Raw genomic sequence first — 25,355 nt, 5'->3', positions numbered from 1 at the left:
GTCAGTCCTCCACGAGGTGGTTGAGGATTCGGGTCGCGGTGCGGCGGTGCCAGCGGTTCTTGGATTTGGTGAAGGGTTCGATCACGTCGCGGATGCCCTGGGTGCGGAGTCTGGCGAGTGCTTCCAGGGCGTGGCCTTGGACCGTTTCATCATCGAGGAGGCTGAGTGCGGCTTCGGCGGCTTCGTCCTTGCGTTGGGATCGGCCGAGCCAGTTGACGACCATCTGACGACTCATGCCCCAGCTCCGGTCGAGTGCGATCGCGACCAACTCATCGAAATACGAGTCGTCGGCGGGGATTTCGTAGAGAGAATTGCCCGCGGCCCAGCGGACGAGTTCGTCGATGGCCTTGACCCGGTCGAACTGGGAGAGCAGCGCTGGGATCGCGGGAGAGTTGCGTGATTCGGGAACGTTGAGGCCCCGAATCAGCAACTCCCTGGCCAGTTCTCGCTCCGCGGGATCCCCGCCCTCCCAGCGTGTTTCCAGCTCGCGAAGCCATTGCGCGAGAACGGGAATCGCCTTCTTCGGCTGCCGTCGATGCCCCGAGATATCGGACAGCGTTCGGCCGTGGCCTCCGGCCGACCGGTAATCGTTGAGGAGTTCTGCTGCGATGCTCGACGGCTCGGTCAACTGGTGAAATCCAATCTGACGATGTTGATCTTCCCTTGGCGAGCCAGATCCTCGATTTTCGGATCCAGTTTGGTGCTGTTGTCCACCACGAGATCGAAGGTGAAACCGCGGGCCTGAGTATACAAGACGAAGTCATTGATCTGATCGGTGTACGCCTGATAATCGACGTTCTTCACCTCGGTAAGCTTCTTGTTCGTCTTATCCAGATCATCGGGGATTCGATTCCGCGCGGTCGCCGACATCGAAGGAATTGATTCTTTCTGCTTCGTCGGATCTATTCCCGCTCTGGCCTCCGCTCGAGCGCCTCGGAGTCGATTCTCCCGCATCTGCTCGGACTTCGTGGCCGGTTGTTCCTTCGGCAATTTTTGCAGGATGGGGTTGATCTTCGTATTGAGATCGGCGGTGACGGTGGTGGCGACACCCTTGAGGACGGTGATGGTCAGGGCACGGGCTTGTTCCAGCCCGTCCAACATCTTCTGAATGCGATCGTGCGAATACTGAATTTCCAGTTCCGCCGCTTTTAAGATCGCTTCGGCGATGGGTCTGCCGATGGTGGCGGCATTCACCGTATTGATCGCTTGAGTAACTGTCTGCAATTGCAGTTCCCATTCGATGCCCTTCTGGGCGGCATCCAGGTTGTCGGCGTACCCGCTGGTCGCGCCAGCCTGCTGGGTGAGCGCGTCCGCCAACACGCTCAATGCGTCGAGAACTGTCGCGTTGTCCGTTTCGATATCAGCGAGTTCGGGAGTTTTCGTCGAGTTCGACAGCTGCTTCATCTTGGGCTTGATGTGATCGTCGAGTGCGCGGTAGGCGCTCGACGCCGCTGTCCAGGCCCCTGCCGTGGTATTCAGCTGTCCGACGTCCCCGTCGATCCATTGCGTTTTCGGCATGACCACGGCCCATCCCGGGGGCTCCGGCCGCGATCCGCCGGATGGATCTTTCGGAGGACGCATGGTGTACGTTTCCCCACCAGGATCACTGGGCGGAAGCTGTTCGGGATTCGGGCCGTTCATCCGCGATGCTTCTTCGGACTGGTCATGGGAAACGCCGGTTTGACGCAACAACGCCGCCATGCGTACGAGGACGTCGATCGCCATGCCCGCGGTAACGGACGCCTCCACGGCCGCGATGAAGTAATTCGAACCCCATTTCTTGCCGCCGTCGTCGCTGCCGGTCATATTCTTGGCCTGCCGCAGCGCATTGTCCAGCGCCCGAAGCGCTTTCGACGCATCCCGACTGGCCTGGTCATACGCCGCACAAGCCTCATAGAACAGTTCGGGATCGACATCGACGAGCGTCACCGGCCACCGCCCCGCCACATCCGCAGATTCGCCTCGATCGCCCCGGAGTAGTTGGCGTGCGCGGTCTCCGCCGCCCGCCGCATATCCTTGATGCCCTCGTGGATCTCCCGCGCCGAGGCCATCAACCGATCATGGGTTTCGCGCTGCGCGGTCGCGCCGTCGCCTTTCCAGACACCGGCGAGTTTCTTCACCGAGTCGTCCAGTGCCGTGAGCTGATCGTCGAAGTAGCCCTCGAAACCCTTGAGCCGGGCGATGATCGAATCCAGCAGTTCCAGATCGATGGTGTGGCGGGTCATAGGTCGAGGACCTTTTCGGTGGCGGTGATCGCCTCCGCGGAGACACCCTCTCGGGCCAGATACGCCTGCGCGACCGAGTTCAGGTTGGACTCCATCGCGGCGATGCTGTCGAGCAGATCCTTGACCCCGCCGCGGATCTCCTTCCAGCCGTCCGCGAAATCGCTTCCGGCGGGCCCGATCCAGGTGTCGAGCAGGGTGGACACATCGCTGTTGAGGGCGCTGAAGCCGGAGGAGATATTGCCGAGGAGACTCTTCACGGCCCGCGCGGTCGCCGCCAATTCCGCTGGCGCCACGACGAATTCGGCGCCGCCCCCGGTCGCGTCGTCCGCATTCAATTGTCGCTCCCTCCCGAACGGGCGGCTCATCGTTGCTGGTCGAGCGCCCGAATGTCGGTAGGTTATCCTGGGCCTCGCGTGGCCGACAACCTCTCGGCCGGGCCGGACTCAGGGGGTGAACTCGTGGCGACTTGGCGGGACCGGGTGTCGGAGTCCGCTCAGAATGATCTGGACGGGTTGCTCGATACCGCCCTGACCATGGCCGAGGAGCGGCTCGGCGCCGAGGGCGTCTTCCATCCGTTCGGTCTCGTGGTCGCGGCGTCGACCGGGGGGACCGATGTGGTGTCGTTGCCGTTCGGTCCGTCGGATCGCGCGCGGGACAACGCTTTTCGCGCGGTGCGGGGTATGCGTTCGCGGATCCGGGCGGCCGCGGTGGTCGTGGATGTCCGGTTGCCCGAAACGGGCGGCGACGGAGTCGACGTCTTTCTCGAGCACGCGGAAGGGGTCGCGCTGAGTGTGCTGGAGCCCTACCGGATCGAGGACGGTGAGGTGCGTCCGGAGCCGCTGGAGGCGCATTCGGAGGCCCGGCGCATCTGGAGCTGACGGGAAGGGGGCCGCGTGAAATACGCGGCCCCGGTTGATCATTGCACGGTCATTACTTCTGTTGTCGAGGTCATCACCGGGTGGCCACCACCTCCTTCGAATCGGGTTGCGGGGATTCAGCTCTGATGCGAGCTGGCCTCGATCGTCCTGGGGCCCTGGTTCATTCCGCTGATCTCGATGCGGCGCGGCTTGGCCTTCTCGGCGATGGGGAGGGTGACCGAGAGGACGCCGTCGTTGTAGGTGGCCGAGATGTTCTCGGTGTCGATGCCCTCGCCGAGGGACAGCTGGCGCATGTAGGTGCCCGCGAAGCGTTCCGAGGCGACCCACTGGACGTTCTGGTCGCTGGGCAGGCTGCGCTGGGCCTTGAGGGTGAGGGTGCCGTTGTCGACGCTGACCTCGACCGAACCCGGGTCCACGCCCGGCAGGTCGGCGTTCAGGACGTAGTGGTCGCCCGTCTTGAACAGGTCCATCGGCATGAAGCGCGGCGCGCGTGCTGAGCCTGCGGACTCGCCGAGGAGCTGGCGGGCGACGGTATCGATGTCGTGGAACGGATCGAACCTCAGCACTGGGAATCACCTCCAGATTCGTGGTGGCGACCACCCCGGCGGCGGTCGCCGTGAGCTTTTCCGATACCCAATTTAGCACTCTCCTCTTGAGAGTGCCAGATCCTGCGCGTGTCGGAATAGGCACCGGCACACCGGGGTTCGGACCGAACATGACGATTCAGGGTCTCGGAAAGTACGGCGTGTGGGCACACTCCTCGGCGTTCACCGCGGAGGGCGTGCGTGAGCTGGAGGAACTCGGATACACGGCGTTGTGGTTGGGCGGCTCGCCCGCCGCGGCGCTGGCGGAGGTGGATCCGCTGCTCGAGGCGAGCGAGAACATCCTCGTCGGCACCAGCATCGTCAATATCTGGTCCGCGCCCGCGAAGGAGGTCGCGGAATCCTTTCATCGCATCGAGCAGCGGTTCCCGGGCCGGTTCATCCTCGGTGTCGGCGTCGGTCATCCCGAGCACACCAGCGAGTTCCGCAAGCCCTACGACGCCCTGGCGGACTATCTCGACGCGCTCGACGAGGCCGGTGTGCCCGTCGAACGCCGGGCCGTCGCCGCCCTCGGCCCGCGCGTGCTGGAACTGGCCCGCGATCGCAGCGCCGGCGCCCTGCCGTATCTGGCGACCGCCGAACACACCCGCCGCGCCCGCGAGATCCTCGGCCCGGACAAGCTGCTGGTCGCCGAGCACAAGGTGGTCCTCGACGAGGATCCGGTCCGTGCCCGGCAGACCGCGCGCCCGCGCGTGGAGTTCTATCTGAACCTGCGCAACTACGTCTCGAACCTGAAGCGTCTCGGCTTCAGTGACGAGGACGTCACCCCTCCCGGCAGCGATCGTCTGATCGATGCCCTCGCCCTGCACGGCAACGCCGACGAGGTGGCCCAGGGCCTGGTCGCCCATCTGTCCGCGGGCGCGGATCAGATCGCGGTCCAGGTCGCGTCGCAGGAGTTCCTGCCGACCCTGCGCGCGCTGGCTCCGGTTCTCGCCGAACGGGTCTGACGGATCAGGAGCGCACCAGGCGGGCGATCGCCTCGGTGGCCTCCTTGATCTTGGCCTCCGCCTCGGGGCCGCCCTGGACGGCGGCGTCGACGACGCAGTGGCTGATGTGGTCCTCGAGCAGGCCCATCGCGACGGCCTGTAGCGCCTTGGTCATGGCCGACACCTGGGTGAGGATGTCGATGCAGTACTTTTCCTCCTCGACCATGCGCTGCAGGCCGCGGGCCTGACCCTCGATGCGGCGCAGGCGCTTGAGGTAGTCGTCCTTGGCGGTGATGTAGCCGTGGCCGGCGTGGTCGTGGCCGGACTGGTCCGCCGTGATGGTGTGGTCCTCGGTCACGGGTGCTCCTGCCGTCCGCTCTGCCAAATACCCCCCTAGGGTACAGCAGTCGGGGTGCGATGTCAGGGTTGGCCTGCGCCGATTGGCCCGGGGAAACGACGGTAGGCGAGAATTCGGGCATGACCTCGGTTCCCCGGCCCGCGCTGGCCATCATCGGTGGCAGCGGCTTCTACGATTTCTTCGGCGACGACGCGACCACCCTGGACATCGACACTCCCTACGGTTCCCCGAGCGCCCCGATCACCGTCGGCGATGTCGACGGCCGCCAGGTCGCCTTCCTGCCGCGGCACGGGCGCAAGCACGAGTACTCCCCGCACACCGTGCCCTACCGGGCCAATCTGTGGGCGCTGCGGTCGATCGGCGTCCGCCGGATCCTCGCGCCCTGCGCGGTCGGCAGCCTGCGCGCCGACTGGGGGCCGGGCACCGTGGCCGTACCCGATCAGTTGGTGGACCGTACCTCGGGCCGCGGGGCGACCTACTTCGACAACGGCGGCATCCACGTGTCCTTCGCCGATCCCTACTGCGACGAACTGCGCGGGGCCGCGATCGCGTCGGCCGTCGAGGAACTGCCGATGAAGCCGAGCGGGACCATGGTCGTGGTGGAGGGGCCGCGGTTCTCCACCCGCGCGGAGAGCCGTTGGTTCGCCGCGCAGGGGTGGGAGTTGGTGAACATGACCGGGTACCCGGAGTCGGTGCTCGCCCGGGAACTCGAGATGTGTTACGCGGCAATCGCTCTGGTGACCGATCTCGACGCCGGGCTGGAATCGGGCGAGGGCGTCAGCGCCGCGGCGGTGTTCGCGGAGTTCGAGCGGAATCTGGTGCCGTTCAAGACATTGGTGCGGGGATCGATCGCGGCGATCGAGGGGACCGAGACGTGTGAGCGTTGCCGCGTTCACGCCGGAGTGGCGCTGCCGTTCGATCTACCCTGATGCGATGCGGGTGTTGGTGACCGGCGCGGCCGGGTTCGTCGGTGCGCAGGCGCGTCGGGCGCTGCGGGCCGCCGGTCACGATGTCGTCGCGATCGACGCGGTGGCCGGGCCGGAGGATGTCGCGGTGGTCGACGTGCGGGATCGGCGGGCGCTGGATCCGGTGCTGCGCGGGGTCGAGGTGGTGTGTCGTTTCGACGCCACGGTGCCGGTCGTGCGGGCCGAGCCCGGCGGGGACGAGGAGTCCGACGGCGAGCGGGGGACCGAGCCGACCACGCGACCGACTGCCGAAACGCCACGGGGACAACGGGATTCGCGGCGGACCGATATCCAGGACGCTCCCGTATTCGCCGAGCGCGACGATGTCGGTACCGCCGTCTTGCTGGCGGCCATGGAGCGGGCCGGGGTGCGCCGGTTGGTGCTGGCGTCGTCGGTGGCGGTGTACGGGGAGGGGCGGTATCGCGGGACGCGCGGTGGGCCGTACTTTCCCGGGGTGCGGCGGCGGGCGGATCTGGATCGGGGGATGTTCGATCATCGGGCGCCGCGGACGGGGGAGATTCTGACCTGGGAGCCGATCACCGAGGACGCCGCGCTGCGGCCGCGGACCGCTCGGGCGGCGAGCAGAGCCGCGCAGGAGCATTACGCGCTGGCGTGGGGGATGGGGACCGGGGCGGGGGTGACGGTGTTGCGGTTCCATCATGTGTACGGGGAGTCGGTGGGGGCGGCCGATTCCGGGGTGATCGCCCGGTTCCGGGACGAATTGCGTTCCGGGAGGGCGCCTTTCGTGTTCGAGGACGGTGGGCAGGTCCGGGATTTCCTGCACGTGCGCGACGCGGCCGCGGCGACGGTGCTCGCGGTGGAGCGGGCGCTGCCCGGATTCGTTCCGTTGAACATCGCGTCCGGTCATCCGATCACGCTGTGGCGGGCGGCCTCGCTCATGGCGCGCGCGTGCGGCGGGCGGGAGCCGGTGGTGAGCGGACAGTACCGGCTCACCGATGTGCGGCATATCGTCGCGCATCCCGAAAGGGCGCGCGCCGCTTTGGGTTTCAGTGCGCGGATCGCTCCGGCCGAGGGGTTGGCCGAGTACGCGGCGCCCCGGCGTGAATCCGACGCGCCCCGGCCCGATTAGGCTCGCTCCATGGACAATCCGCTGCGGCTCGAGGTCATCGTCGCCAGCGTGCGGCCCCAACGGTTCGCGCCCGTGGTCGCCGACTGGTTCGTGGGCGTCGCCCGCGCGGATCCGCGCTTCGACGTCGGCGTCATCGATCTGCTGCACACCCCCTTGCCGATCGATCTGACCGCCACGCCCGAAAGCGACGCGTTCCGCGAGCGCCTCGCCGCGGCCGACGCCTTCGTCGCCGTCACCTCCGAGTACAACCACGGCTATCCCGCGTCCCTGAAGACCGCCCTGGACTCCGCCAAACACGAATGGCGCGCCAAGCCCATAGGTTTCGTCGGCTACGGCGGCCTCTCCGGCGGCCTGCGCGCCATCGAACAACTCCGCCAGGTGGTGGCCGAGATCCACATGGTCTCCACCCGCGAATCCGTCAGCTTCCACGAGGCCAAACGCAAATTCGACGCCCACGGCACCCCCCACGACCCCGCCGCCACCGACGCCGCCACCCGCCTCCTCACCCAACTCGCCTGGTGGGCAACCCACCTCCGCACCGCCCGCACCACCGACCCCTACCCCACCTGACCGGCTCCCCCAAAGCCCGGGCGTCCCAACGCATACCAACCCCAGCCGCACCCTTTATTCGAATCCGCACCCGTTGTAGGGCTATGAAACGGGTGCGGATCCGAATAAAGGGTGCGGCTGGGTTGCCGGTCCTTTGGAGGTGGTGGTGGGTTATTGGGGGGCCAGGGCTCGGCGGCCTCGGGGGTGGCCTATGTAGGTGGTTTCTCGGGGGATGGAGACCAGGTTGAGGTCTACCTGGGCGGTGCCGGTGCGGAGGACTACGTGGTTGCCGATCGCGCCGGGTTGGTGGATGGCGAGGTCGGGGCGTTGGGCGGGCCAGCCCATGGGGTCGCCGGAGACGTAGATGGTGGTCACGCCCGCGTGGGGTGGGGGAGCGAGGACGCCGTCGACCACGGCGGCGGTGAAATCGGCGTCGCTCTGGTGGGTTTCGACGGCGATGGCGAGGCGTTGGGGGTTGCCGATGGTGGTGACGAGTTGGTCCCAGGCCTGGGGGCGGTCGGTGCGGATGAGGATGCGCTCGCCCACGGCGAGGGCGCGGAAGACCAGTTGCTGGGCCAGATAGAGTTCGCCCGCCACGTAGACGGTCGAAATGCCTTGGCCGACAAGGCGGATCGCGACGCCGTTGCCCTCGTCGTCGGAGCCGATCAGCTGACCGCAGCCGGAGGACGGCAGGCGCAGCGCGTCGATGATCTCGATCGGGTACTCCGCCAACGGCATCACGTTCTCCACCGACGGGGAGGCCAGCGGGAAGTGGGCGAGCAGGCCCTCGCGGTGCCGGCCGTTCATCGAGACCATGTGCTTGCGCTTGGTCTTCTCGGGCAACTCGCGCGCGGTCAGCCGCCAGGCCGCGCCCACGCGCACCGTACCCGGGGTCCGGCCGGGCCGCAGCCGCACGCCCACGGTCGTGCCGCGCGACGGCGCGACCCACAGCTGGGCCAGCAGTTCGGAGTCCAACTGCGCGGGATCGATCGCGGCGCCGATGTTCACGCTGTTGCCGAGTTCCGCGTAGCGCCACTTGTGCTTGATCGTGCGCGGAGCGTTGCCCGCGGTGATCTGATAGACGGCCGTGCGCAATTCGGGCGCGGTCAGAATGCGCGAGGCGCAGTCGGCGTCCTCCAACGCCCGCACGATGCGCTGGGTGGCGATGGTGACCGCGCGCGACGCGCCCTCGGTGCCGCCGCCGCGCCGATCCGCCGCTTCCGGACAGGCCAGCATGTCGAACGCGATCGCCAGCCACACCGTGCGATGCGCGGTCGCGGGCAACGGGCCCAGCAGCGATTCGTAGATCGGCCCGGCGGGCGTCCCGGACCGGCTGCGGTGCCCGTGGCTGATGATGTCGATGCCGCTGAGCAGGATGTCGTGCTGGGTCAGGCACTGCGCGAGTTCGGGCAGCGGCAGCAGATGCGAGGCGTGCACGGTGCTGCGATCGATCCGGGTCAGCCCGCCGCGCGGCGGCAGCACCTCGACCACGGCGACGACGCGGCTGCCCTCCCAGTACAGACCGAGCGAACGACCGTCCGGCCCACGGAAATCCACGGTGTCGCCGATCTCGTAGCCCCCGCGCGAGGAGAACCGCCAGCAGGTGGCGAGCCAGTCGGCGACGGTCCGCTTGCCCAGCGGGATCACCAGCAGCAGCCCCGCCACGAGCGCGGCGGCCAGCGCGTACCACCACGGCAGGCCCACGGCCAGCACGATCAACGCGACGACGAGCCCCAGCAGCTGCGCCGCCAGTAGATTGGGCAGCGAGATCCGCCCGAACAGCGGCCGGTTGCCGGGCCCTCCTGATGCGGCCATCGTCGTCGTCCCCCAAGTACCCCGTGTCGGCCTGTGATTCGGCGGCCGAGCTGAACTTCGGTCCTGGTGAACTGTACTGTGTCAGGCGAACGCGAGCACTGTTCGGGGGAGGACACATGCCTTCAAAACCCACCACCCGATGGCAGATCAGCGGCTACCGCTTCCTGGTCCGTCGGATGGAGCATGCCCTGGTCCGGCGGGACGTGCGCATGCTGCACGACCCGATGCGCTCCCAATCGCGCGCCTACACCGCGGGGATCGTGCTGGGTGTGCTGGTGCTCGCGGGCTGCGGGGTGCTGGCGCTGCTGCGCCCGCAGGGCGCCATCGGCGACAACAAGATCCTGGTCGGCAAGGAGTCCGGCGCGGTGTACGCGGTCGTCGACGGCGTGGTGCATCCGGCGCTGAACCTGGCCTCGGCGCGCCTGGCGACCGGGGAGCCGGCGAAACCGGTGTCCATCAAGGAATCCGAGCTGTCCAAGAAGCCGCTCGGCGCGCTGATCGGCATTCCCGGCGCGCCCGCCTCGATGAACTTCGACACCAGCGGTAGGGGCCGTGCCTGGACCATCTGCGACGAGTTGAAGAACGACGGCAGTAATTCGGTCACCACAACCGTTGTGGCGGGCGATCTTTCGCTCGGCGACAAGGCGTCGGGGATGGGCCGCGGCGCCGGGCTGCTCGTGCAGGGCCGCGACGCCGCGTACCTCATCTACGACAACAAGCGGGCCCGGGTGAACCTCAAGGACGCCGCGGTCCTCGACGCCCTGAAGATCCGCGGCATCACCCCGCGCCCGATCAGCGAGGGCCTGCTCAACGCGGTCCCGGAGGTCCTCGAGATCAAACCGCCGACCATCGACGATCCGGGCGGCCTCCCGGCCCGCTACGCCCTCGGCGACCACCGCATCGGTGACGTCGTGCACGTGGCGACCAAGGACGAGTACTTCGTGCTGCTGCGCGACGGCATCCAGCAGATCTCGCCGCTGACCGCCGACATCATCCGGTACTCGAATCCGTCGTCGAGCCCGAATCAGGAGGTCGGCCAGTACGAGACCTCCCAGGGCGGCCCGCCGCACATCAACACCCTTCGGGTGGAGCACTATCCGGACACCGCGCCGACCATCGTCGCCGCCAAGGATCAACCGGTGGACTGCCTGTCGTGGCGGCCGTTGTCCGGCGCCGCCGACAAGTCCGACGGCAGCAAGCGCGCCGAACTGTCCGTGGTCACCGGGCGTTCGCTGCCGATTCCCGATGGGGCGCAACCGGTTCGGCTCGCCCAGGCCGACGCCGGTCAGGGTGTGAGCGCCTTCTACAAGACGCCCGGTTCGGGGGCGTTCGTGCAGACCACCGGCATCGAACCGGACAGCCAGCGCAAGGACGCCATGTTCTTCGTCTCCGACACCGGCGTGCGCTACGGCATCAAGGACGGCGAGGCGGCCAAGGCGCTCGGCATGGATTCCGACCACGCCAAACCCGAACCCGCGCCGTACCCGATCGTCGGTCTGCTCGCGCCCGGTCCCGCGCTGGGGCGGGAGGAGGCGATGGTCGCCCACGACGGTGTCGCCCCGGACGCGAATCCGGCCAAACAGCTGGTGAAGCCCAAGGATTCGCAGACCCCGCAGAATTGATCAGCCGGAATCGCCACGCGGCAACGAGCTTTCGCCGGTGCCGAATCGAATTCCCTTGGCCTCCTTGCCGATCAGCGTGAGCGTCGCGACGACGAGCAGCACCGGCACGATGGTGGCGGCCAGCGCGAACGGATAGCCGTGGCCGGTCGCGAGCCGTTCCTGGATCGGCAGATTCAGCGAGGCGAGCAGATTGCCCAGCTGATAGGTGACGCCGGGATAGAAGCCGCGGATGGCGTCGGGTGACATCTCGGTCAGATGCGCCGGGATGACGCCCCACGCGCCCTGCACCATCACCTGCATGAGGAACGAGCCCAGGCACAGCAGGGCCGCGGCCCGCGAATAGGCGAACAGCGGCACGATCGGCAGGCCGAGCAGCGCGCAGAACACGATGGTGTAGCGGCGGCCGTAGCGCTGGGACAGGGTGCCGAAGACGAGGCCGCCGATGATCGCGCCGATGTTGTAGACGACCGCGATCCACTTCGCCGTCGCCGTGGACAGTCCCGCGCCGCCGTGCTCGGTGGCGGACAGGAAGGTCGGGTAGACGTCCTGGGTGCCGTGGCTCATCCAGTTGAAGGCGGTCATGAGCAGCACCAGGTAGACGAACCGCCGCACGACCAGCGGGCTGGTGAGGATGTCGCGAAAGCTTGTGCGCGTCACCCGCATTCGCTCCCGGGACTTCTCCCACACCTCCGATTCGCCGACCCGGGTGCGGATGATCAGGATGATCAGCGCGGGAATGATCGACAGCGCGAACAGCCACCGCCACGACAGGCCCAGCCAGTTCATCACCAGCAGCGAGGCGAGCGAGGCCAGCAGGTAGCCGAAGGAATAGCCCTCCTGTAGCAGGCCGGAGAAGAAGCCACGCCGCTCGACGGGGATCTTCTCCATCGCCAGCGCCGCACCGAGCCCCCATTCGCCGCCCATACCGATCCCGTAGAGCAGCCGCAGCAGGAGCAGCACCGTGAAGTTCGGGGCAAAGGCGCAGGCGAATCCGACGACCGCGTAGAACGCCACGTCGACCATGAGCGGGATGCGCCGCCCGATACGGTCGGCCCACAGCCCGAACAGCAGCGCCCCGACCGGACGCATGATCAGGGTGGCGGTGGTGATGAAGGCGACGTCGGCCTTGGCCATGTGGAAGCTCTTCGCGATGTCGGCGTAGACGAACACCACGAGGAAGAAGTCGAAGGCGTCCATGGTCCAGCCGAGTTGCGCGGCGATGAAGGCATTGCGCTGATCGGCGTCGAGTCGCCGGGTTGGTGCAGTTGACATCGGTCCACCTCCGCTCGCGGCCACGACGGTAGAAATTCTGCGCCGATTTCCGTCCGCGCGCGGCGTGTCGAGCGATGAATTTCCGATCCTTTACGCGTCCATTGGAATATGGAGACGAAGAACCTCGCCGATCTGTACGAGCTGCCGCCGCTGACCTGGTCCGACGTCACCGCCCGGCTGGAGCGCGGCTTCCCGCAGGCGCCGGGCGCGGGCGGCCCCGATCGGCACACCTGCTGGCTGAGCACGATCAATCCGGACGGCAGCCCGCATCTGGCCGCGCTCGGGATGCTGTGGGTCGACGGCGCGTTCTACTTCGAGACCGGCGAGCGAACCCGCAAGGCGCGCAATGTGCTTCGCGATCCGCGCTGTGCGGTCAGCCTGTCCATGCACGAATACGACCTGGTGGTGGATGGTGTGGCCGAGCGCGTCACCGATCCGGACCGGGTCGCGGAGCTGGCGCGGCGGTGGGCGGGGGAGGGCTGGCCGTGCCGCGTCGACGCGTCGGGACAGGCGCTGACCGCCGAGTTCAGCGCGCCCTCGGCCGGACCGCCGCCGTGGCACGTCTTCCGCATCATCGTGCGCGGCGCGACGGCATTGCAGACGGTCGAACCGGGCGGTGCGACGCGCTGGCGATTCGATTAGAGCCCGGTCGGCGGAAATGCTCGAATTCGACGCTTATCGCTTTGGACGCGCCGCATTCGCATTCGGTTCCCCGCTGTGATGCGGATCATCCGGCGTGAATTGTATTCGCGCCGAACGAATCTCATGCCTTGACAAGGAAACCTCCCTGTGGAATTTTCGATTTCGAAATCCATGGTTCGGCGCGCGAACGGGGGAGGGCCCATGCGGATGGACGTCCCGGCGATGCAGGGCATCGCCGGTGATCTGACGAGGTCGGCACAGGCGGTCAACGACGCCGCGCGCCGGGTGGCCACGGCCGCACAGGGATTCGACCCGACCCACGCGGGCCGGGACTACACGGCTCAGGGCGCCCGGGTGGCGCAGGCCCTGGCGGGGGTGTCGCAACGCCTGTTCGCGTGGGCCAACTGCGTCAACGACACCGGCGGCGTGCTCGGCACGGTCGTGAGCGCCCACACCGCGACCGATCGGGACTCGGCCGCCGAACTGGGCCCGAGCGGCGAGGTGCGGGTGTGACCGGCGAGCAGGGCGCCGCGACCGGCGTCGACAAGATCCTGGAGACCGGGCGCGCGGGGCTGCGGTTCTTCACCGACTACGTGCCGCGCTATCGCGACTGGACGGGCCGCGATCCCGCCGGACTCGACGAGAACGCCCTCCTCGCCCGGTACGACCAGCAGCGCGGAATGGACGTCGAACCGCTGCGCGCGTTCGCGGGTGTGCTCAGCGGAATTCTCACCGAATCCGTCGGCGATCACGTCGGAACGCAGCAGTCCCGTTTCGCGGAATTGCCCGCCCGCTGGACCGATTCGGCCGCCGCGGACAACGCGGCGCAATACGTGCGGCGGGTCGGGAATCAGATCGGGCAGGATCACGAGACCCTCGGTGTGGTGGCCCAGGCCGTCTCGACCGCGGCCGACACGCTGGAGGAGATCGTGCGCACCAAGGCCGACGCCGTGCGCACCGACCTCACCACCAAGACGGTCGCGGGCAAGTCGGGCGAGCAGGTCGCGAGCATCGCGGCCTACGCGCGCGGGAATTTCGGCACCGCCACCGACGACGACGCGCGGGCCGAACTGGTGCGGCAGGTGCTGCCGGAGTTCGTTTCCGGTGACCCGCAAGCGTTCTGCGGGCAATGGATGAACGCGGTCTTCGTGCCCGCCGTCGACAACACGGTGAGCGCCTATGTGGGGCTCAACGACGCCACGCACACCGCGGTGGGCGGGTTGTACGAGCAGCTGGCGGGGGCGTTGGAGAGCGTCGGGTCGGAGGTGTACCGTTCGCCGGACGGAACACCCTCCGCCACAACGGATCTCGGAACGAACGCGGCGGACGCGTTGTACAGCGGGCAGCGGCTCAGCGGCGACCCGGTGGCGGCGACACCCGTGGCCGCGACCACGGCGGCTCCGGCGGATGCGGCGACCGGGGACAAGACGGGTTCCGGTGCGCAGGACCAGGGTTCGAAGACGTCGAGCGCCGGAGAGGGGCAGACTCCCGCGCCGAACACCCCGGCCACGCCCGGCACCCCGACGGAGCCCGCGACGCCGAGCACCCCGACGGGTACGGCGAGCACGCTGACCACCACGGTCACCGGCGACATGGGTCAGCAGGGGGTGTGGCGGCCCGGCGACATCACCAATGCCATCACCGCGGCGAGTCAGATCACGGGCAATGTGCCCGACATCCTCACCCACCTGGGCGATCCCCTCAAGGCGGTCGGATCCACCGCGGAGAGTTTCGGCAATGCCGCCAAGAGTTTCGGCGAGGCGTTCAAGGATGTCGTCGGGAGCGACGGCATCACCGGTCTGGTGAAGGAGGGCGTCGACGCCGCGGAGCGCATCGACAAGATCGTCGAGCACCACGCGAATCCCGCCGACACCACTGAACCCGCCACGCCCGGACAGAACATCGATACCGGCCGCGAGACCGGGACCGATGCCACCGCGAAACCCGTCGAGAACCCGCCGACCGACAAGTCCGGGCAGCAGAACCCGCCGACGAATTCCGCACCGGCGCAGCCGAATCCGGCCCAGCCGGTGATCTCGACCCATTCCGCGCCGCCGGTGGAGACGCCAGCGCATCCGGGTACGACCCCCGCCCCGGCACCCTCGAACGGTCCGGTCATCGGCCCGTCCCTCGCGTCGGTCTCCGCCGACGACGAGACCGAACACCGCTCCAAGGTCAACTACACCACGAGCGCTCTCGCCATGGACCCCGACGAATTCCACTACGAGACGATTCAGCGATGAACTGGGCCGAACGCATGGAGAAGATCGCCGCCGACCACGCCACCGCGATCCGCTCGGTCCGGCTGCGCCTCGAGGAGATCGACGACGAGGCCCGGCGCGCAGCCGCCGACAATTCGACGGAACCGAACGATCCGCCCGCGCGTCCAAACAAGTGACGGGCCAAGGCTTTTCGAGCCGATCCGGGCCCGCCACCGAACAAGGAGTGTGCATGAGCAAGAGGATCTCGGCCCTGGCCACGTTCGCCGCGTCGGCCGCCGTCATCGGGGGGATCTGCGCCGCCAACGCGGGCGTCGCATCCGCGGCCCCCATCGCCAAATACGGCACCCCGCAGGCCTGCGACCAGGCCGCGGCCCAGAAGAACGCGGAATACCGCCGCGATCACGCCGATTCCACCGCCCCGGGCCTGACCTACTACTGCGAGCCGTACGAGTGGGTGGAGACGAAGTCCTGGGGGCTGTTCGTGCGGAGCAACGCCTAGCCGCGCGAACGCCGAAAACGCTTGTGGCCCGTCGCGAGACGGGCCACGGTCGTTTCCGGCTCAGAGATCGTCGCGCACGCCCAGCCTGCGGCGGATCGGGAACGAGGCCAGGTAGCCGAGCACGCCGAGCACGGCGATGACCGCGGTGCCGATCAGGGCGACGTTGCGGGAGGTGTTGTCCGGTGGGGGTGGGTTCGGGGGGACGGGGAGTTGTACGGAGCGGCCGGTGATGCTGCTCGGCTTCTTCTCTATGACCCTGCTGGTGTCGACCTGATCGGTGAGGGCGGCAACGGGATCGATGATGCCGAAGCCGATCCAGGGATTCCAGCCGTCAGGCGGGCGGTGGGCGGTCGCCTCGATGCGTTTGATCACTTCCGGCGCCGACAGATACGGGAAGCGGGCGCGGACGAGTGCGGCCAATCCCGCGACGTAGGGTGCGGCGAAGCTGGTGCCGCGCAACGGGTTCGGCGAGCCGTTGCGTCCGCGTTCCTGATTGGTGAGGCCGGCGGAATTGGCGTCCAGCCCCACGATCTCCTCGCCGGGCGCGGCGACGCCGACCCACGGCCCGGGAATGGTGAACGAGGACGGCTGGCCGTTGAGATCGACCGATCCGACGGCGAGCACATAGCCGAAGCGGTCGTACCACGCGGGCGTCACGGCCTTGGAGATGTTGTCCCAGGGGTCGGCCGTCGGCCGTAACGGGTCGATCCCGGTATTGCCCTTGCAGGTCTGATTGTCGTCGTTTCCGGCGGCGGCGACGATCACGACGTCGCGCACTTGCGCCGCGTATTGAACGGCGGCACCCAGTTTCGCGCTGTCTGTGGTCGCCGCGGTACACGCCACTTCACTGATATTGATCACGGTGGCGCCCGCGTCGGCGGCGTGCCGAACGGCCATCGCGAGTGTTTCGGTATCGCCGTAGTTGCCGATCTTCGGATTGTCCGGATCCTGTGGCGCTGCGCCCTTTTCGCGGTAGTAGGCGCTCGTCTGGCGCAGGGTGATGATTCGCGCCGCGGGCGCGATTCCGGAAAATCCGTCGCCCGCGGCGGGCTGACCGGCGATCAGCCCGGCGACGACCGTCCCGTGGCCGTCGCAATCCTCGGTGCCGTCGCCGGTTCCGACGTAGTCGCCGCCCGCGTCGAGATTGGGCAGGCGCGGATGCCGGGCGACGCCGGTATCGATCACGGCGACCGTCTGTCCCTCGCCCCGGGTGAACTGCCACGCCGCGTCGAGGCCGAGGTACGCCTGAGCGGGCGGGACGCCGGGAGATGTCGTCGTGAAGGTGGTGACGCAGGAATCGGTGGGCTCGGACGGTTTCGGCGGTGCGGGGCGGCCGTCCGGCGGTAGCGCGCCCGGGTCGATGGGCCGAGGTCCGCCGGCAGCGGCGACGGGAGCGCCGACCCCGGCGGACAGACCCACGACCGTCGCGGCGAGAACCCCTGCCGCGACCCGCTGACCGGTTCGAATTCCGCTGCCCCCGAACATCTTCGACCCCGATCTAGAGCGCGCGCACGATCGCGTACAGTTCCGCCACCCAGAACACCAGCGGCACAACGGCGGCCACGAAGCCGTACTCCAAAAGTTCGACCGCGCGGCGCATCGGGGGTGTGGCCTGTTGGTTGGGGACGATGATGCCGAGGACGAGGGCGCCGACGAGCATGACCATCGCGGCGCCGAAGACGGCGAGGGGTTGGTCGAGGGTGACGGCGGCGCCGATCATCATGAGCAGCAGGATCGCCGCGCCCCCGGCGATCAGGACGACGGCCTGTTCGGCGCCGGCGTAGGTGCGGCTGCGGAACATGAGCACGGCCGCGCACACCAGGGCCAGGGCGATGCCGGGCCAGTAGGGGTCGGCGGCCTTGGGGTCCGTGGCGGCCAGGGCGCCGACCGCCGTGACCAGGGTGGTGGCGGCGACCAGACCGGCCAGATACATCCGGGCGCGTTCGGATTTCGCGCGCAGCGCCTCCATCGACGGCAGTGCGCGATGGTCGTCGGGATCGTCCTCGGTCGGATCGATCGGGGTGCCGGGGGCGGGCACCGGGGGCAGCGGCAGCTTGGCCAGCAGCATCGACACCCGCGGCGCGAGCGAGAGCGCGCCGAGGGCCACCGCCGCCGCGACCGCGCCGATGGCCTTGTTCGGCTGCGCGGTGAGCAGACCCACCAGGCTCGCCGGAATCGCGAAGACCGACAACGTGGTAACGCCGATGAACAACGCCAGGCCCACGCCGCTGACCCGCCACGCGAGCACCGCGGTCGCGCCCACCAGCACCCAGCCGAGCAGCAGATTCGCCCAGCCGTAATGGTCGGGCACGATCAACATGCCCGCGGTGAACGCGGTCGGCAGCGCGCAGCCGCCCAGCACCAGGGCCGTCGCCTTGTCGCCGTACATGCGGCTGAGCACGGTGCCCGCGACGACCAGCAGAATCGTGATGACCGCCGCCACCGAACCGGGAATCCAGCCGGGCAGCGCGTCGGGTGCGGCCAGCAGGCCGGTGCAGCCGACGAGCATCGTCGCCACCGCGATCACCGAACCGGTGACGCGCGCGATCGTCGGCGACCACGATCGGAAATGGTCGGTGTCGGCGATCGCGACGTTGTACATGATGTCGTCGAAAAGCGGTGTGGGCGCGACATGATCGGCGCTTTCCAACATCAGCAACTCGCCGTCGCGCACACCGTGTTCGCCCAGACTCAGCGAATTGGAAAAGGGCGGTTGACCGATCCGCGCGAGCACCCATTCCGCGGGTTCGAATTGTTCGCCGGTGTTGTCGAATTCGTTGGTGCGACTGTGCTGGGCGACCATGTCGACGACGCTCGGAATGACAAGTGCGACGGGCACATCCACCGGAATGGCCATATCGACCTGAGTGTGTTTGGCGAGAATGGTGACGCGGGCCAGGTCCGGCGCGCGGACGATGCCGCGGCTCGCATCTTCCTCGATGTGATCCAGTCGCGCGTGCGTCACGCTTCCCCCAACCTCGTCTCTACCTCGTGTTTCCGCAAGCGCACCGGTTTGCGGAGGCGCGGTCCGTCCGTGCAGAATGCTGCCCGAACTGTACGACATGTCGGCGGCGCCCTCTACACTGAGGCCGCAGTACAGTCGCCGAAGGGGGAACTTCAGTCGATGAGCACAGTCCGGTTCCAGCGCCGCCAACGCCGGGAGGTTCCGCGCTCTCCGGGCGGTGAGGTGACGCTGCAGCCGCCTCCCGAGATCCCCCGCGCGGTACCCGGCAGCCTGTTCGGCAAGCTCATGCCCGTCGTCATGGTGGTGGGCATGGTCGGGATGATGGCGCTGATGTTCACCCGCGGCGGTGGTATCGCGTCGAATCCGATGTCGATGATGTTCCCGATGATGATGATCTTCTCGATGGTCGGCATGTTCGCCGGTCAGGGCGGGAAGGGGCAGAAGGCGGCCGAGGCCAACGAGGATCGCAAGGACTATCTGCGTTACCTCGACCAGGTGCGCAAGGATGTCGACGAGACCGCCGCCCAGCAGCGCGCGGCCGTCGAGTGGAGTCATCCCGAGCCCGGCCTGATCTGGATGCTCGCGGGCACCAGCCGCATGTGGGAGCGCCGCCCCGGCGACAAGGACTTCTGCCACGCCCGAATCGGTTTGGGCGGGCAGCGTTTGGCGACCCGGCTGGTCGCGCCCGAGACCGGGCCGGTCGAGGAGCTCGAGCCGATCGCGGCGGTGTCGTTGCGGCGCTTCGTGCGCACCCATTCCACGGTGCCGGATCTGCCGACCGCCATCGCGGTCAAGGGGTTCGCCACCATCCAGCTCAACGGCGACCGGACCCAGGCCCGGGACATGACCCGGGCGATGTTGTTGCAGCTGTGCATGTTTCAGGCCCCCGACCAGGTGCTGGTCGCGGTGGTCTGCGGCGCCGACACCTCGCGCGAGTGGGAGTGGACCAAATGGCTGCCGCACAACCAGCATCCGGAGGCGCAGGACGGCGTCGGCGCCCAGCGCATGGTCTACGGTTCGGTGCGCGCCCTGGCCGCGGGGCTGAACCCGTTGCTGCACAACCGCGTTCGGTATTCGCGGAACCAGCCCGCGAACCAGAATCTGGTGCACATCGTCATCGTGGTCGACGGCGGCCTGCTCGAGGCCGAGGAGGACCATCTGCGCGAATCCGGGTACGAGGGCGTCACGATCATCGATCTGTGCAATTACGCTCCGCGCCTGGCGGTTTCGCGCGGGATTCAGATGGTGGTCGAGAACGGTGAGTGCGTCGGCCGCGGCGCCACCGGGAACATGGAGCGGTTCGCGTTGATCGATCGGATCAGCGCGCGGCAGGCCGAACAGGTGGCCCGGCGGCTCGCGCCGTTCCGGGTGGCGCTGCAACGCGGGGGTGACACCGCGGTCGCCGAGGAGGCCGAGGTCATCTCGTCGTGGGCGCAGCTGATGAGCCTGGGCGATATCGGCACGTTCAATCCGGAGAACGCCTGGAAGCCGTGCTACGGCCGCGATCGGCTGCGGGTGCCGTTCGGCGTCGGCACCGACGGATTGCCGGTGTATCTGGACATCAAGGAGGCCGCCGAGGGCGGTATGGGCCCGCACGGCCTGTGCATCGGCGCGACGGGTTCCGGTAAGTCGGAATTCCTTCGGACGCTGGTGCTCTCGCTGTTGGCGACGCATTCGCCGGATCAGCTGAATCTGGTGCTGGTCGACTTCAAGGGTGGTGCGACCTTCCTGGGGCTCGAGGGGGTGCCGCACGTCGCGGCGGTCATCACCAACCTCGAGGAGGAGGCCGATCTCGTCGACCGTATGGCCGACGCCCTGCGCGGCGAGATGAACCGCCGCCAGGACATGCTGCGTAAGTTCGGCAACTTCAAGAACGTCTCCGAATACGAGGAGGCGCGGGCCGCCGGCGCGGATCTCGACCCGCTGCCCGCGCTGTTCGTGGTGCTCGACGAGTTCTCCGAACTGCTCGCCCAGCACCCCGATTTCGCCGACCTGTTCGTGATGATCGGCCGCCTGGGCCGGTCGCTGCACGTGCATCTGCTGCTGGCCTCGCAGCGGTTGGAGGAGGGCAGGCTCAAGGGGCTGGAAACGCATCTGTCCTACCGCATCGGCCTGAAGACGTTCTCCGCCAACGAATCTCGTCAGGTGCTGGGCGTGCCCGACGCCTACAACCTGCCCAACAATCCCGGCGGCGGATATCTCAAGACCGACGCCGGGGAGATCGTCCGCTTCCAAGCGGCCTACGTGTCCGGCCCCTACATCGGCGGCGGTTCGCAGCGCGAGGTCACCCAGGCGGGCATCGCCGGGGGCGAGATCGATATCAACGCACGCAGTTTCACCGCCAACCAGGTGCCGTTCCGGCCCAGCGACCGCATTCCGGTGCCGGATCAGATCGTGATCACCGAGGCCGCGGACGACGGCGAGAAGACCTCCAATCTGGAGATGCTGGTCTCGCGGATCCGGGGCCACGGCCGTCCCGCGCACGAGATCTGGCTGCCGCCGCTCGACGAGCCGTCGACGCTGGACCAGCTCATTCCGCGGTCGGTCCTCACCGGCGAGCACAATCTCGTCGCCACCCTGTCCGCGCCGATCGGCATCGTGGACCGGCCGTTCGATCAGCGGCGCGACCCGCTGGTCGTGGACCTGTCCGGTAGCCGCGGCAATGTGGCGGTCGTCGGCGGTCCGCAGTCGGGTAAGTCGACCGCGCTGCGCAGCCTGATCATGGCGATGTCGATGACCCACACCGCCGAGCAGGTGCAGTTCTACTGCCTGGACTTCGGCGGCGGCACGCTCGGCAGCCTGGAGGGGTTGCCGCACGTGGGTTCGGTGGCCGGTCGGTTGGACCGCGACAAGGTGAGTCGCACGGTGCAGGAGATCACCTCGGTGCTGCGGCAGCGCGAGATGCGGTTCCGGCAGCTGGGGATCGAGTCGATGGTCGAGTTCCGCCGGCTGCGCGCGAGCGATCCGGCGAGCAGTCCGGCCGCGGCGGGCGTGCACGAGGATCCGTTCGGCGACGTGTTCCTGGTGATCGACGGATTCCTCAGCATCCGGCAGGATTTCGACACCCTCGAGCCCGCCATCCAGGCGCTGGCCGTGCAGGGCCTGTCCTACGGTGTGCACCTGGTGCTTTCGTTGAGCCGCTGGGCCGACGCGCGGCCCGCGATGAAGGATCAGATCGGCACCCGCATCGAGTTGCGGCTCGGCGATCCGATGGATTCCGATCTGGGCCGCAAGAACGCCTCGCTGGTGCCGATCGGCCGACCCGGTCGGGGTATGACGCCCGAGACCCTGCACATGCTCACGGCGCTGCCGCGGGTCGACGGCAATTCCGATCCGAACTCGCTGAGTTCCGGTGTGGCCCAAGCGGTCGAGGCGATCGCGCGCACGACCCCGGGCCGCCGCGCGCCGGCGGTGCGCATGCTGCCCGAGCAGTTGCCGCGCGAACAGCTGCTGCACTTCCTCGGCGGCTGGCCCAACGGCCTCGATCCGCGGGTGAAGAACCTCCAGATCCCGATCGGCATCAACGAGGCCGAACTCGCGCCGGTGTTCCTCAACCTGGTCGAGCAACCGCATTTCCTCGTGTTCGGCGACAGCGAATGCGGCAAGACGAACCTGTTGCGCACCGTGATTCGCGGCATCGTCGAGCAGAACACCGCCGACAACGCGAAACTGATCATCGGCGACTACCGGCGCACCCTGCTCGGCGTGGTCGAGGGCAGGCACGTCGCCGGATACGCGCCGTCGGCCCAGATGCTCGAGACGATGATGGGCGAGCTGGTCGCGATCCTGCGCCAGCGCCTGCCCGGCCCGGACGTGACCCAGCAGCAGCTGCGCGATCGGTCCTGGTGGTCCGGCCCCGAGATCTACGTCATCGTCGACGATTACGATCTGGTCGTCACCTCGCAGGGCAACCCCTTGTCGGTTCTCACCGAATATCTGGCCCAGGCCAAGGACATCGGCTTCCACCTGATCATCGCCCGCCGCTCGGGCGGCGCCTCGCGCGCGATGTACGAACCCCTGATCTCCCGGATGAAGGACGTCGGCACCGCGGGCCTGATCATGAGCGGCAACCGCGACGAGGGCATGCTGCTCAGCACCGTCCGACCCAGCGAAATGCCGCCCGGCCGTGGAACTTTTGTGACACGCTCGGGCAACCACCTCATCCAGACGGCATGGACCGCCGCACCATGAACACGCTGGCGGTTTTCCGAGGGAGATGGCACGCTCTAGACCAAGTCGATCGGCTATCGACATGTGAGAGGGGGACGTGACACGACATCCGTACCGCATGCCCGAGGTCATGCGAGCCCTTCGTTCGCGGTCAGGGGTGACCGGAATACGACGGAGGGAACCAGAGACGCGACCCATGCGTCCAAGGATCAGAAGAACTCGACCACTTGCCCACCGCATCCCGCGGTGAGCGATTCGAAGGAGTCACCACATGCCATTCCATGCCGAAGCCGCGGAGTTGGAGCGGTTCGTCCAGGAGATGAACACGCAGCACAACGCGATCGCGACGATGATCAACAAATCTTCGGTCCATGCTCACACCCTCAACGGGGCAGCGTTCCAGGGTGGTGCCGGAAGCGCGTTCCAGGCCACTTTCGAGCGCTTCCTCACGGCGGCGAACAAGATGAACGAGACCCTCTTGCAGAACGCCGACAATCTGAAGAAGGTCGGCGAACAGTACTCGCAGATCGAGCAGCAGAGCCTGAGCCAGCTGAGCGGCGTCGGCAGCAACGTTCCGGATGCCGCCCCCGGGCCCGGCATCCTGCGCATGACGTAGTCGATACCGCAGGCCGGACAATCTGAACTTTACTTGGAGGATTCGAAATGGATTTCGGCGAAATTTCCTACGACTTCAGCGCGATCAATGACGCTGGTACGGGCCTGAAGGCCGAGGCGATGAACATCATGTCCTCCTTGGAGGACATGGAGAAGAAGTTCCGCGACTTCGTGACGTCGCACTGGACCGGTAGCGACGCCGCCGCGGCGTTCGACCAGGTGCAGAGCAACTGGCGTCAGCAGTCCGACGAACTCATGATGACCCTCGCGCAGCTCGGCACCAAGACCGTCGATTCCGGTGCGGGCATGCAGGATACGGATATCCTCGCCGCCAAGCTGCTGCTCGGCTGAGATCTCCCACGCGTTCGGCCGTACCGTAACCCGGTGCGGCCGAACGTTTCTCACTTGATGCGCGAGTGGAGTATCGGCAGCAGTTTGTCCAGCATGACCTTCTCCGAATCCGCGTTCCAGTTGCGGAACGCGTTCACCGTGGCGGGGTCGTCGATGACGATGATCGTGGCCCGGCTGTTGGAGATGGCCGACGGCAATCCGGTGAAGCCGCCGCCACCGGCGTTGGCGTCGCTGCGGAACAACAGCATGTAGCCGGTGGTCACGGTCCCGGAGAAGGAGAACTTGTCGATTTCGCGAGGCGTCGGCTCGTCTCCGGTTCGGCTGTAGGTGGAGTTGTAGTTGAACCCGAGGTGCTGCAAGAAACCGATCTGGTCGGACGGATTCAGGTAGACCTTGACCTGGTTGTTGTAGGAGTCAGCGCCGGTGAGATCGACCGCGGTGACGGTCGTGCCCTCGAAGGCCGGATTGTCCTTGCGCGCCTGGTCCATCGGGGCCAGTGTCGTCGCGGTGGCGTTGGTGGACGGGTTCGAGCCCTGACCACCCCACGCCCAGACCCCGCCGCCGACCGCCACCGCGACCACCAGGGCCGCGGCGGCGAGGGCGGCCGTCCGTCGTCTCCGCTTCGGGGGTTCGACGGTGAGCGGAACAGGCTCCGGCGCAATCGGATCCACCGGGCCGGATGGGGCCCGTGACGAAGTAGTGGGGACGGCGTAGCGCGGCCAGCTGGGTTCGGAGGTCGGCGCGATGCCGTGTAGAAGGGCCTGGGCAGACGCGTCGGTGAACTCGCGGCACGAGTTGTACCGGTCGGCGGGATTCTTGGCCAGGGCCCGCTGGAACACCTGATCGATCGCCGGTGGCAGCGCCGGATTCACCGCGGTCGCCCGCGGCGGCGGCTGATGCAGGTGACCCATCATGACCATCGCGGGTTGCGTTGCGGGATAAGGGTTCTGGCCCGTCAGCAGCTTGTAGAACGAGCACGCCAGACTGTAGACGTCGGCGCGATGGTCCAGCCGCTCGCCGGACAGCTGCTCCGGGGCGGCGTAGGCGATGGTGGCGACGAAGCTGCCGGTCTGGGTGAGTTCGGTCGCGTCCTCGGACGATTTGGCAACACCGAAATCGGTGAGCAGCACACGTTCCTCATCCTCGCCCTCGGAGAGCAGGAAGTTGGCGGGCTTCACATCCCGGTGCAGCAGCCCCTTGCGATGGGCGTAGTCCAGGCCCTTACCGACCTCGGTGACGATGCGCAGCGCGCGCAGCGGTGTCATCGAGGCGGGATTGCGGGCGAGGACCGCGGACGCGTCGGTGCCCCGCACGTACTGCATGGCGATCCACAGCTGACCGTTCTCCTCGCCCCGGTTGTAGACCGAGACGATGTTCGGATGGTCCAGTCCCGCGGCGAGATTGGCCTCTCGCTCGAAGCGGCCGCGAAACTCGTTGTCCTGGCCGAGGTGCGGACTCAGGACCTTCAGCGCGTCCATCCGCGGCAGGCTCGGGTGCTTGGCCAGATAGACCGTGCCCATCCCGCCCGCGCCGAGCACGCTCTGGATGAGATAGCCACCGATGACGGTGCCGGGGCTCATCGCCATTCT

The 25,355-nt window shown here is 67.8% G+C and carries 25 protein-coding genes; 14 read left to right on the top strand and 11 right to left on the bottom strand.

Annotated elements, in window-relative coordinates; all coding sequences use genetic code 11:
- Position 1: 1 nt before the first annotated feature.
- Genes ACWDSJ_RS05840 through ACWDSJ_RS05825 form a run of 4 tightly spaced genes read right to left on the bottom strand, consistent with a single transcriptional unit; the run spans position 2 to position 2,560 of the window.
- On the bottom strand, positions 2-628 hold the full coding sequence (locus tag ACWDSJ_RS05840; protein ID WP_450029546.1) for a HEAT repeat domain-containing protein: 627 nt from the start codon (positions 626-628) through the stop codon (positions 2-4).
- The gene (locus ACWDSJ_RS05835) at positions 625-1,929 is read right to left on the bottom strand and encodes a putative toxin (RefSeq protein ID WP_450029544.1); all 1,305 of its coding nucleotides are present in this window, start codon (positions 1,927-1,929) and stop codon (positions 625-627) included. Before ACWDSJ_RS05835 ends, ACWDSJ_RS05840 begins: the two co-directional genes overlap by 4 nt.
- Entirely contained in the window at positions 1,926-2,225 is a 300-nt protein-coding gene (locus ACWDSJ_RS05830; RefSeq protein WP_450029542.1) for a WXG100 family type VII secretion target, read from the bottom strand. The genes ACWDSJ_RS05835 and ACWDSJ_RS05830 overlap by 4 nt, the downstream gene beginning before the upstream one ends.
- Positions 2,222-2,560 (bottom strand): WXG100 family type VII secretion target, encoded by a 339-nt coding sequence (locus ACWDSJ_RS05825; protein ID WP_450029540.1) that lies wholly within the window; start codon positions 2,558-2,560, stop codon positions 2,222-2,224. The genes ACWDSJ_RS05830 and ACWDSJ_RS05825 overlap by 4 nt, the downstream gene beginning before the upstream one ends.
- A gap of 78 nt (positions 2,561-2,638) precedes the next feature.
- On the opposite strand from ACWDSJ_RS05825, the gene ACWDSJ_RS05820 reads away from it, so the two are divergent.
- Positions 2,639-3,103: a hypothetical protein gene (locus tag ACWDSJ_RS05820; RefSeq protein ID WP_450029538.1), complete on the top strand. Its 465-nt coding sequence runs from the start codon at positions 2,639-2,641 to the stop codon at positions 3,101-3,103.
- 116 nt (positions 3,104-3,219) lie between these two features.
- On the opposite strand, the gene ACWDSJ_RS05815 is transcribed toward ACWDSJ_RS05820, so the two are convergent.
- Positions 3,220-3,669 carry an Hsp20/alpha crystallin family protein gene (locus tag ACWDSJ_RS05815; protein WP_387362760.1) on the bottom strand — a complete coding sequence of 150 codons (450 nt, stop codon included), beginning with the start codon at positions 3,667-3,669 and terminating at the stop codon, positions 3,220-3,222.
- Between the two features lie 149 nt (positions 3,670-3,818).
- On the opposite strand from ACWDSJ_RS05815, the gene ACWDSJ_RS05810 reads away from it, so the two are divergent.
- Positions 3,819-4,652: an LLM class F420-dependent oxidoreductase gene (locus ACWDSJ_RS05810; RefSeq protein ID WP_387362758.1), complete on the top strand. Its 834-nt coding sequence runs from the start codon at positions 3,819-3,821 to the stop codon at positions 4,650-4,652.
- 4 nt (positions 4,653-4,656) lie between these two features.
- Here the strand turns inward: ACWDSJ_RS05810 and ACWDSJ_RS05805 are convergent, their stop codons facing one another.
- Positions 4,657-4,989, bottom strand: a complete 333-nt coding sequence (locus tag ACWDSJ_RS05805; protein WP_387362756.1) for a metal-sensitive transcriptional regulator — start codon at positions 4,987-4,989, stop codon at positions 4,657-4,659.
- Positions 4,990-5,108: 119 nt separating this feature from the next.
- On the opposite strand from ACWDSJ_RS05805, the gene ACWDSJ_RS05800 reads away from it, so the two are divergent.
- The 3 genes from ACWDSJ_RS05800 to ACWDSJ_RS05790 are packed head-to-tail and all read left to right on the top strand — an operon-like array spanning position 5,109 to position 7,614.
- Positions 5,109-5,918 carry an S-methyl-5'-thioadenosine phosphorylase gene (locus ACWDSJ_RS05800; protein ID WP_450029535.1) on the top strand — a complete coding sequence of 270 codons (810 nt, stop codon included), beginning with the start codon at positions 5,109-5,111 and terminating at the stop codon, positions 5,916-5,918.
- Positions 5,919-5,922: 4 nt separating this feature from the next.
- Positions 5,923-7,044 (top strand): NAD-dependent epimerase/dehydratase family protein, encoded by a 1,122-nt coding sequence (locus ACWDSJ_RS05795; protein ID WP_450029533.1) that lies wholly within the window; start codon positions 5,923-5,925, stop codon positions 7,042-7,044.
- A 9-nt stretch (positions 7,045-7,053) separates the two neighbouring features.
- Positions 7,054-7,614 (top strand): NADPH-dependent FMN reductase, encoded by a 561-nt coding sequence (locus tag ACWDSJ_RS05790; RefSeq protein WP_387362751.1) that lies wholly within the window; start codon positions 7,054-7,056, stop codon positions 7,612-7,614.
- 150 nt (positions 7,615-7,764) lie between these two features.
- On the opposite strand, the gene eccE is transcribed toward ACWDSJ_RS05790, so the two are convergent.
- The gene (gene eccE / locus ACWDSJ_RS05785) at positions 7,765-9,408 is read right to left on the bottom strand and encodes a type VII secretion protein EccE (RefSeq protein ID WP_450029531.1); all 1,644 of its coding nucleotides are present in this window, start codon (positions 9,406-9,408) and stop codon (positions 7,765-7,767) included.
- A gap of 116 nt (positions 9,409-9,524) precedes the next feature.
- Here eccE and eccB point away from each other — a divergent pair, with 116 nt between their 5' ends.
- Positions 9,525-11,030, top strand: a complete 1,506-nt coding sequence (eccB, locus tag ACWDSJ_RS05780) for a type VII secretion protein EccB (protein ID WP_450029529.1) — start codon at positions 9,525-9,527, stop codon at positions 11,028-11,030.
- On the opposite strand, the gene ACWDSJ_RS05775 is transcribed toward eccB, so the two are convergent.
- Positions 11,031-12,302, bottom strand: coding sequence for an MFS transporter (locus tag ACWDSJ_RS05775; RefSeq protein WP_450029527.1), 1,272 nt, complete (start codon positions 12,300-12,302; stop codon positions 11,031-11,033).
- Positions 12,303-12,410: 108 nt separating this feature from the next.
- On the opposite strand from ACWDSJ_RS05775, the gene ACWDSJ_RS05770 reads away from it, so the two are divergent.
- From ACWDSJ_RS05770 to ACWDSJ_RS05750, 5 genes are all read left to right on the top strand, one after another.
- Entirely contained in the window at positions 12,411-12,944 is a 534-nt protein-coding gene (locus ACWDSJ_RS05770; protein WP_450029525.1) for a pyridoxamine 5'-phosphate oxidase family protein, read from the top strand.
- A 201-nt stretch (positions 12,945-13,145) separates the two neighbouring features.
- Positions 13,146-13,457 (top strand): hypothetical protein, encoded by a 312-nt coding sequence (locus ACWDSJ_RS05765; protein ID WP_387362742.1) that lies wholly within the window; start codon positions 13,146-13,148, stop codon positions 13,455-13,457.
- Complete coding sequence (locus ACWDSJ_RS05760; RefSeq protein ID WP_450029523.1) at positions 13,454-15,187, top strand: hypothetical protein; 1,734 nt, start codon at positions 13,454-13,456, stop codon at positions 15,185-15,187. The genes ACWDSJ_RS05765 and ACWDSJ_RS05760 overlap by 4 nt, the downstream gene beginning before the upstream one ends.
- Positions 15,184-15,342: a hypothetical protein gene (locus ACWDSJ_RS05755; RefSeq protein WP_450029521.1), complete on the top strand. Its 159-nt coding sequence runs from the start codon at positions 15,184-15,186 to the stop codon at positions 15,340-15,342. Before ACWDSJ_RS05760 ends, ACWDSJ_RS05755 begins: the two co-directional genes overlap by 4 nt.
- A 53-nt stretch (positions 15,343-15,395) precedes the next feature.
- The gene (locus tag ACWDSJ_RS05750) at positions 15,396-15,665 is read left to right on the top strand and encodes a hypothetical protein (protein WP_387362737.1); all 270 of its coding nucleotides are present in this window, start codon (positions 15,396-15,398) and stop codon (positions 15,663-15,665) included.
- A 60-nt stretch (positions 15,666-15,725) separates the two neighbouring features.
- Here the strand turns inward: ACWDSJ_RS05750 and mycP are convergent, their stop codons facing one another.
- Positions 15,726-17,150 (bottom strand): type VII secretion-associated serine protease mycosin, encoded by a 1,425-nt coding sequence (gene mycP / locus ACWDSJ_RS05745; protein ID WP_450029518.1) that lies wholly within the window; start codon positions 17,148-17,150, stop codon positions 15,726-15,728.
- Between the two features lie 13 nt (positions 17,151-17,163).
- Entirely contained in the window at positions 17,164-18,630 is a 1,467-nt protein-coding gene (eccD, locus tag ACWDSJ_RS05740; RefSeq protein WP_450029516.1) for a type VII secretion integral membrane protein EccD, read from the bottom strand.
- Positions 18,631-18,789: 159 nt separating this feature from the next.
- On the opposite strand from eccD, the gene eccCa reads away from it, so the two are divergent.
- From eccCa to ACWDSJ_RS05725, 3 genes are all read left to right on the top strand, one after another.
- A complete protein-coding gene (eccCa, locus tag ACWDSJ_RS05735; RefSeq protein ID WP_450029514.1) occupies positions 18,790-22,821 on the top strand; it encodes a type VII secretion protein EccCa in 4,032 nt (1,343 codons plus the stop codon).
- 250 nt (positions 22,822-23,071) lie between these two features.
- Positions 23,072-23,416: a WXG100 family type VII secretion target gene (locus tag ACWDSJ_RS05730; RefSeq protein WP_450029512.1), complete on the top strand. Its 345-nt coding sequence runs from the start codon at positions 23,072-23,074 to the stop codon at positions 23,414-23,416.
- A 47-nt stretch (positions 23,417-23,463) separates the two neighbouring features.
- Positions 23,464-23,766: a WXG100 family type VII secretion target gene (locus ACWDSJ_RS05725; RefSeq protein ID WP_450029510.1), complete on the top strand. Its 303-nt coding sequence runs from the start codon at positions 23,464-23,466 to the stop codon at positions 23,764-23,766.
- A gap of 50 nt (positions 23,767-23,816) precedes the next feature.
- Here ACWDSJ_RS05725 and ACWDSJ_RS05720 read toward each other — a convergent pair whose 3' ends face one another.
- Entirely contained in the window at positions 23,817-25,352 is a 1,536-nt protein-coding gene (locus ACWDSJ_RS05720) for a serine/threonine-protein kinase (RefSeq protein ID WP_450029508.1), read from the bottom strand.
- Positions 25,353-25,355 lie beyond the last annotated feature (3 nt).

The sequence above is a fragment of the Nocardia sp. NPDC003482 genome, from assembly GCF_053588115.1.
Note: the sequence above shows the minus strand (reverse complement) of the source record. Positions and strands in the feature narration are given on the sequence as shown.

What these genes read in the sequence shown, in the direction of transcription:
- ACWDSJ_RS05720 (WP_450029508.1), bottom strand. Translation starts at nt 25,352, where the DNA reads ATGGCGATGAGCCCCGGCACCGTCATCGGTGGCTATCTCATCCAGAGC.
- ACWDSJ_RS05770 (WP_450029525.1), top strand. Translation starts at nt 12,411, where the DNA reads ATGGAGACGAAGAACCTCGCCGATCTGTACGAGCTGCCGCCGCTGACC.
- ACWDSJ_RS05750 (WP_387362737.1), top strand. Translation starts at nt 15,396, where the DNA reads ATGAGCAAGAGGATCTCGGCCCTGGCCACGTTCGCCGCGTCGGCCGCC.
- eccB (WP_450029529.1), top strand. Translation starts at nt 9,525, where the DNA reads ATGCCTTCAAAACCCACCACCCGATGGCAGATCAGCGGCTACCGCTTC.
- ACWDSJ_RS05775 (WP_450029527.1), bottom strand. Translation starts at nt 12,302, where the DNA reads ATGTCAACTGCACCAACCCGGCGACTCGACGCCGATCAGCGCAATGCC.
- ACWDSJ_RS05795 (WP_450029533.1), top strand. Translation starts at nt 5,923, where the DNA reads ATGCGGGTGTTGGTGACCGGCGCGGCCGGGTTCGTCGGTGCGCAGGCG.
- ACWDSJ_RS05730 (WP_450029512.1), top strand. Translation starts at nt 23,072, where the DNA reads ATGCCATTCCATGCCGAAGCCGCGGAGTTGGAGCGGTTCGTCCAGGAG.
- ACWDSJ_RS05790 (WP_387362751.1), top strand. Translation starts at nt 7,054, where the DNA reads ATGGACAATCCGCTGCGGCTCGAGGTCATCGTCGCCAGCGTGCGGCCC.
- eccCa (WP_450029514.1), top strand. Translation starts at nt 18,790, where the DNA reads ATGAGCACAGTCCGGTTCCAGCGCCGCCAACGCCGGGAGGTTCCGCGC.
- eccE (WP_450029531.1), bottom strand. Translation starts at nt 9,408, where the DNA reads ATGGCCGCATCAGGAGGGCCCGGCAACCGGCCGCTGTTCGGGCGGATC.
- ACWDSJ_RS05800 (WP_450029535.1), top strand. Translation starts at nt 5,109, where the DNA reads ATGACCTCGGTTCCCCGGCCCGCGCTGGCCATCATCGGTGGCAGCGGC.
- ACWDSJ_RS05755 (WP_450029521.1), top strand. Translation starts at nt 15,184, where the DNA reads ATGAACTGGGCCGAACGCATGGAGAAGATCGCCGCCGACCACGCCACC.
- mycP (WP_450029518.1), bottom strand. Translation starts at nt 17,150, where the DNA reads ATGTTCGGGGGCAGCGGAATTCGAACCGGTCAGCGGGTCGCGGCAGGG.
- ACWDSJ_RS05830 (WP_450029542.1), bottom strand. Translation starts at nt 2,225, where the DNA reads ATGACCCGCCACACCATCGATCTGGAACTGCTGGATTCGATCATCGCC.
- ACWDSJ_RS05810 (WP_387362758.1), top strand. Translation starts at nt 3,819, where the DNA reads ATGACGATTCAGGGTCTCGGAAAGTACGGCGTGTGGGCACACTCCTCG.
- ACWDSJ_RS05765 (WP_387362742.1), top strand. Translation starts at nt 13,146, where the DNA reads ATGCGGATGGACGTCCCGGCGATGCAGGGCATCGCCGGTGATCTGACG.
- ACWDSJ_RS05725 (WP_450029510.1), top strand. Translation starts at nt 23,464, where the DNA reads ATGGATTTCGGCGAAATTTCCTACGACTTCAGCGCGATCAATGACGCT.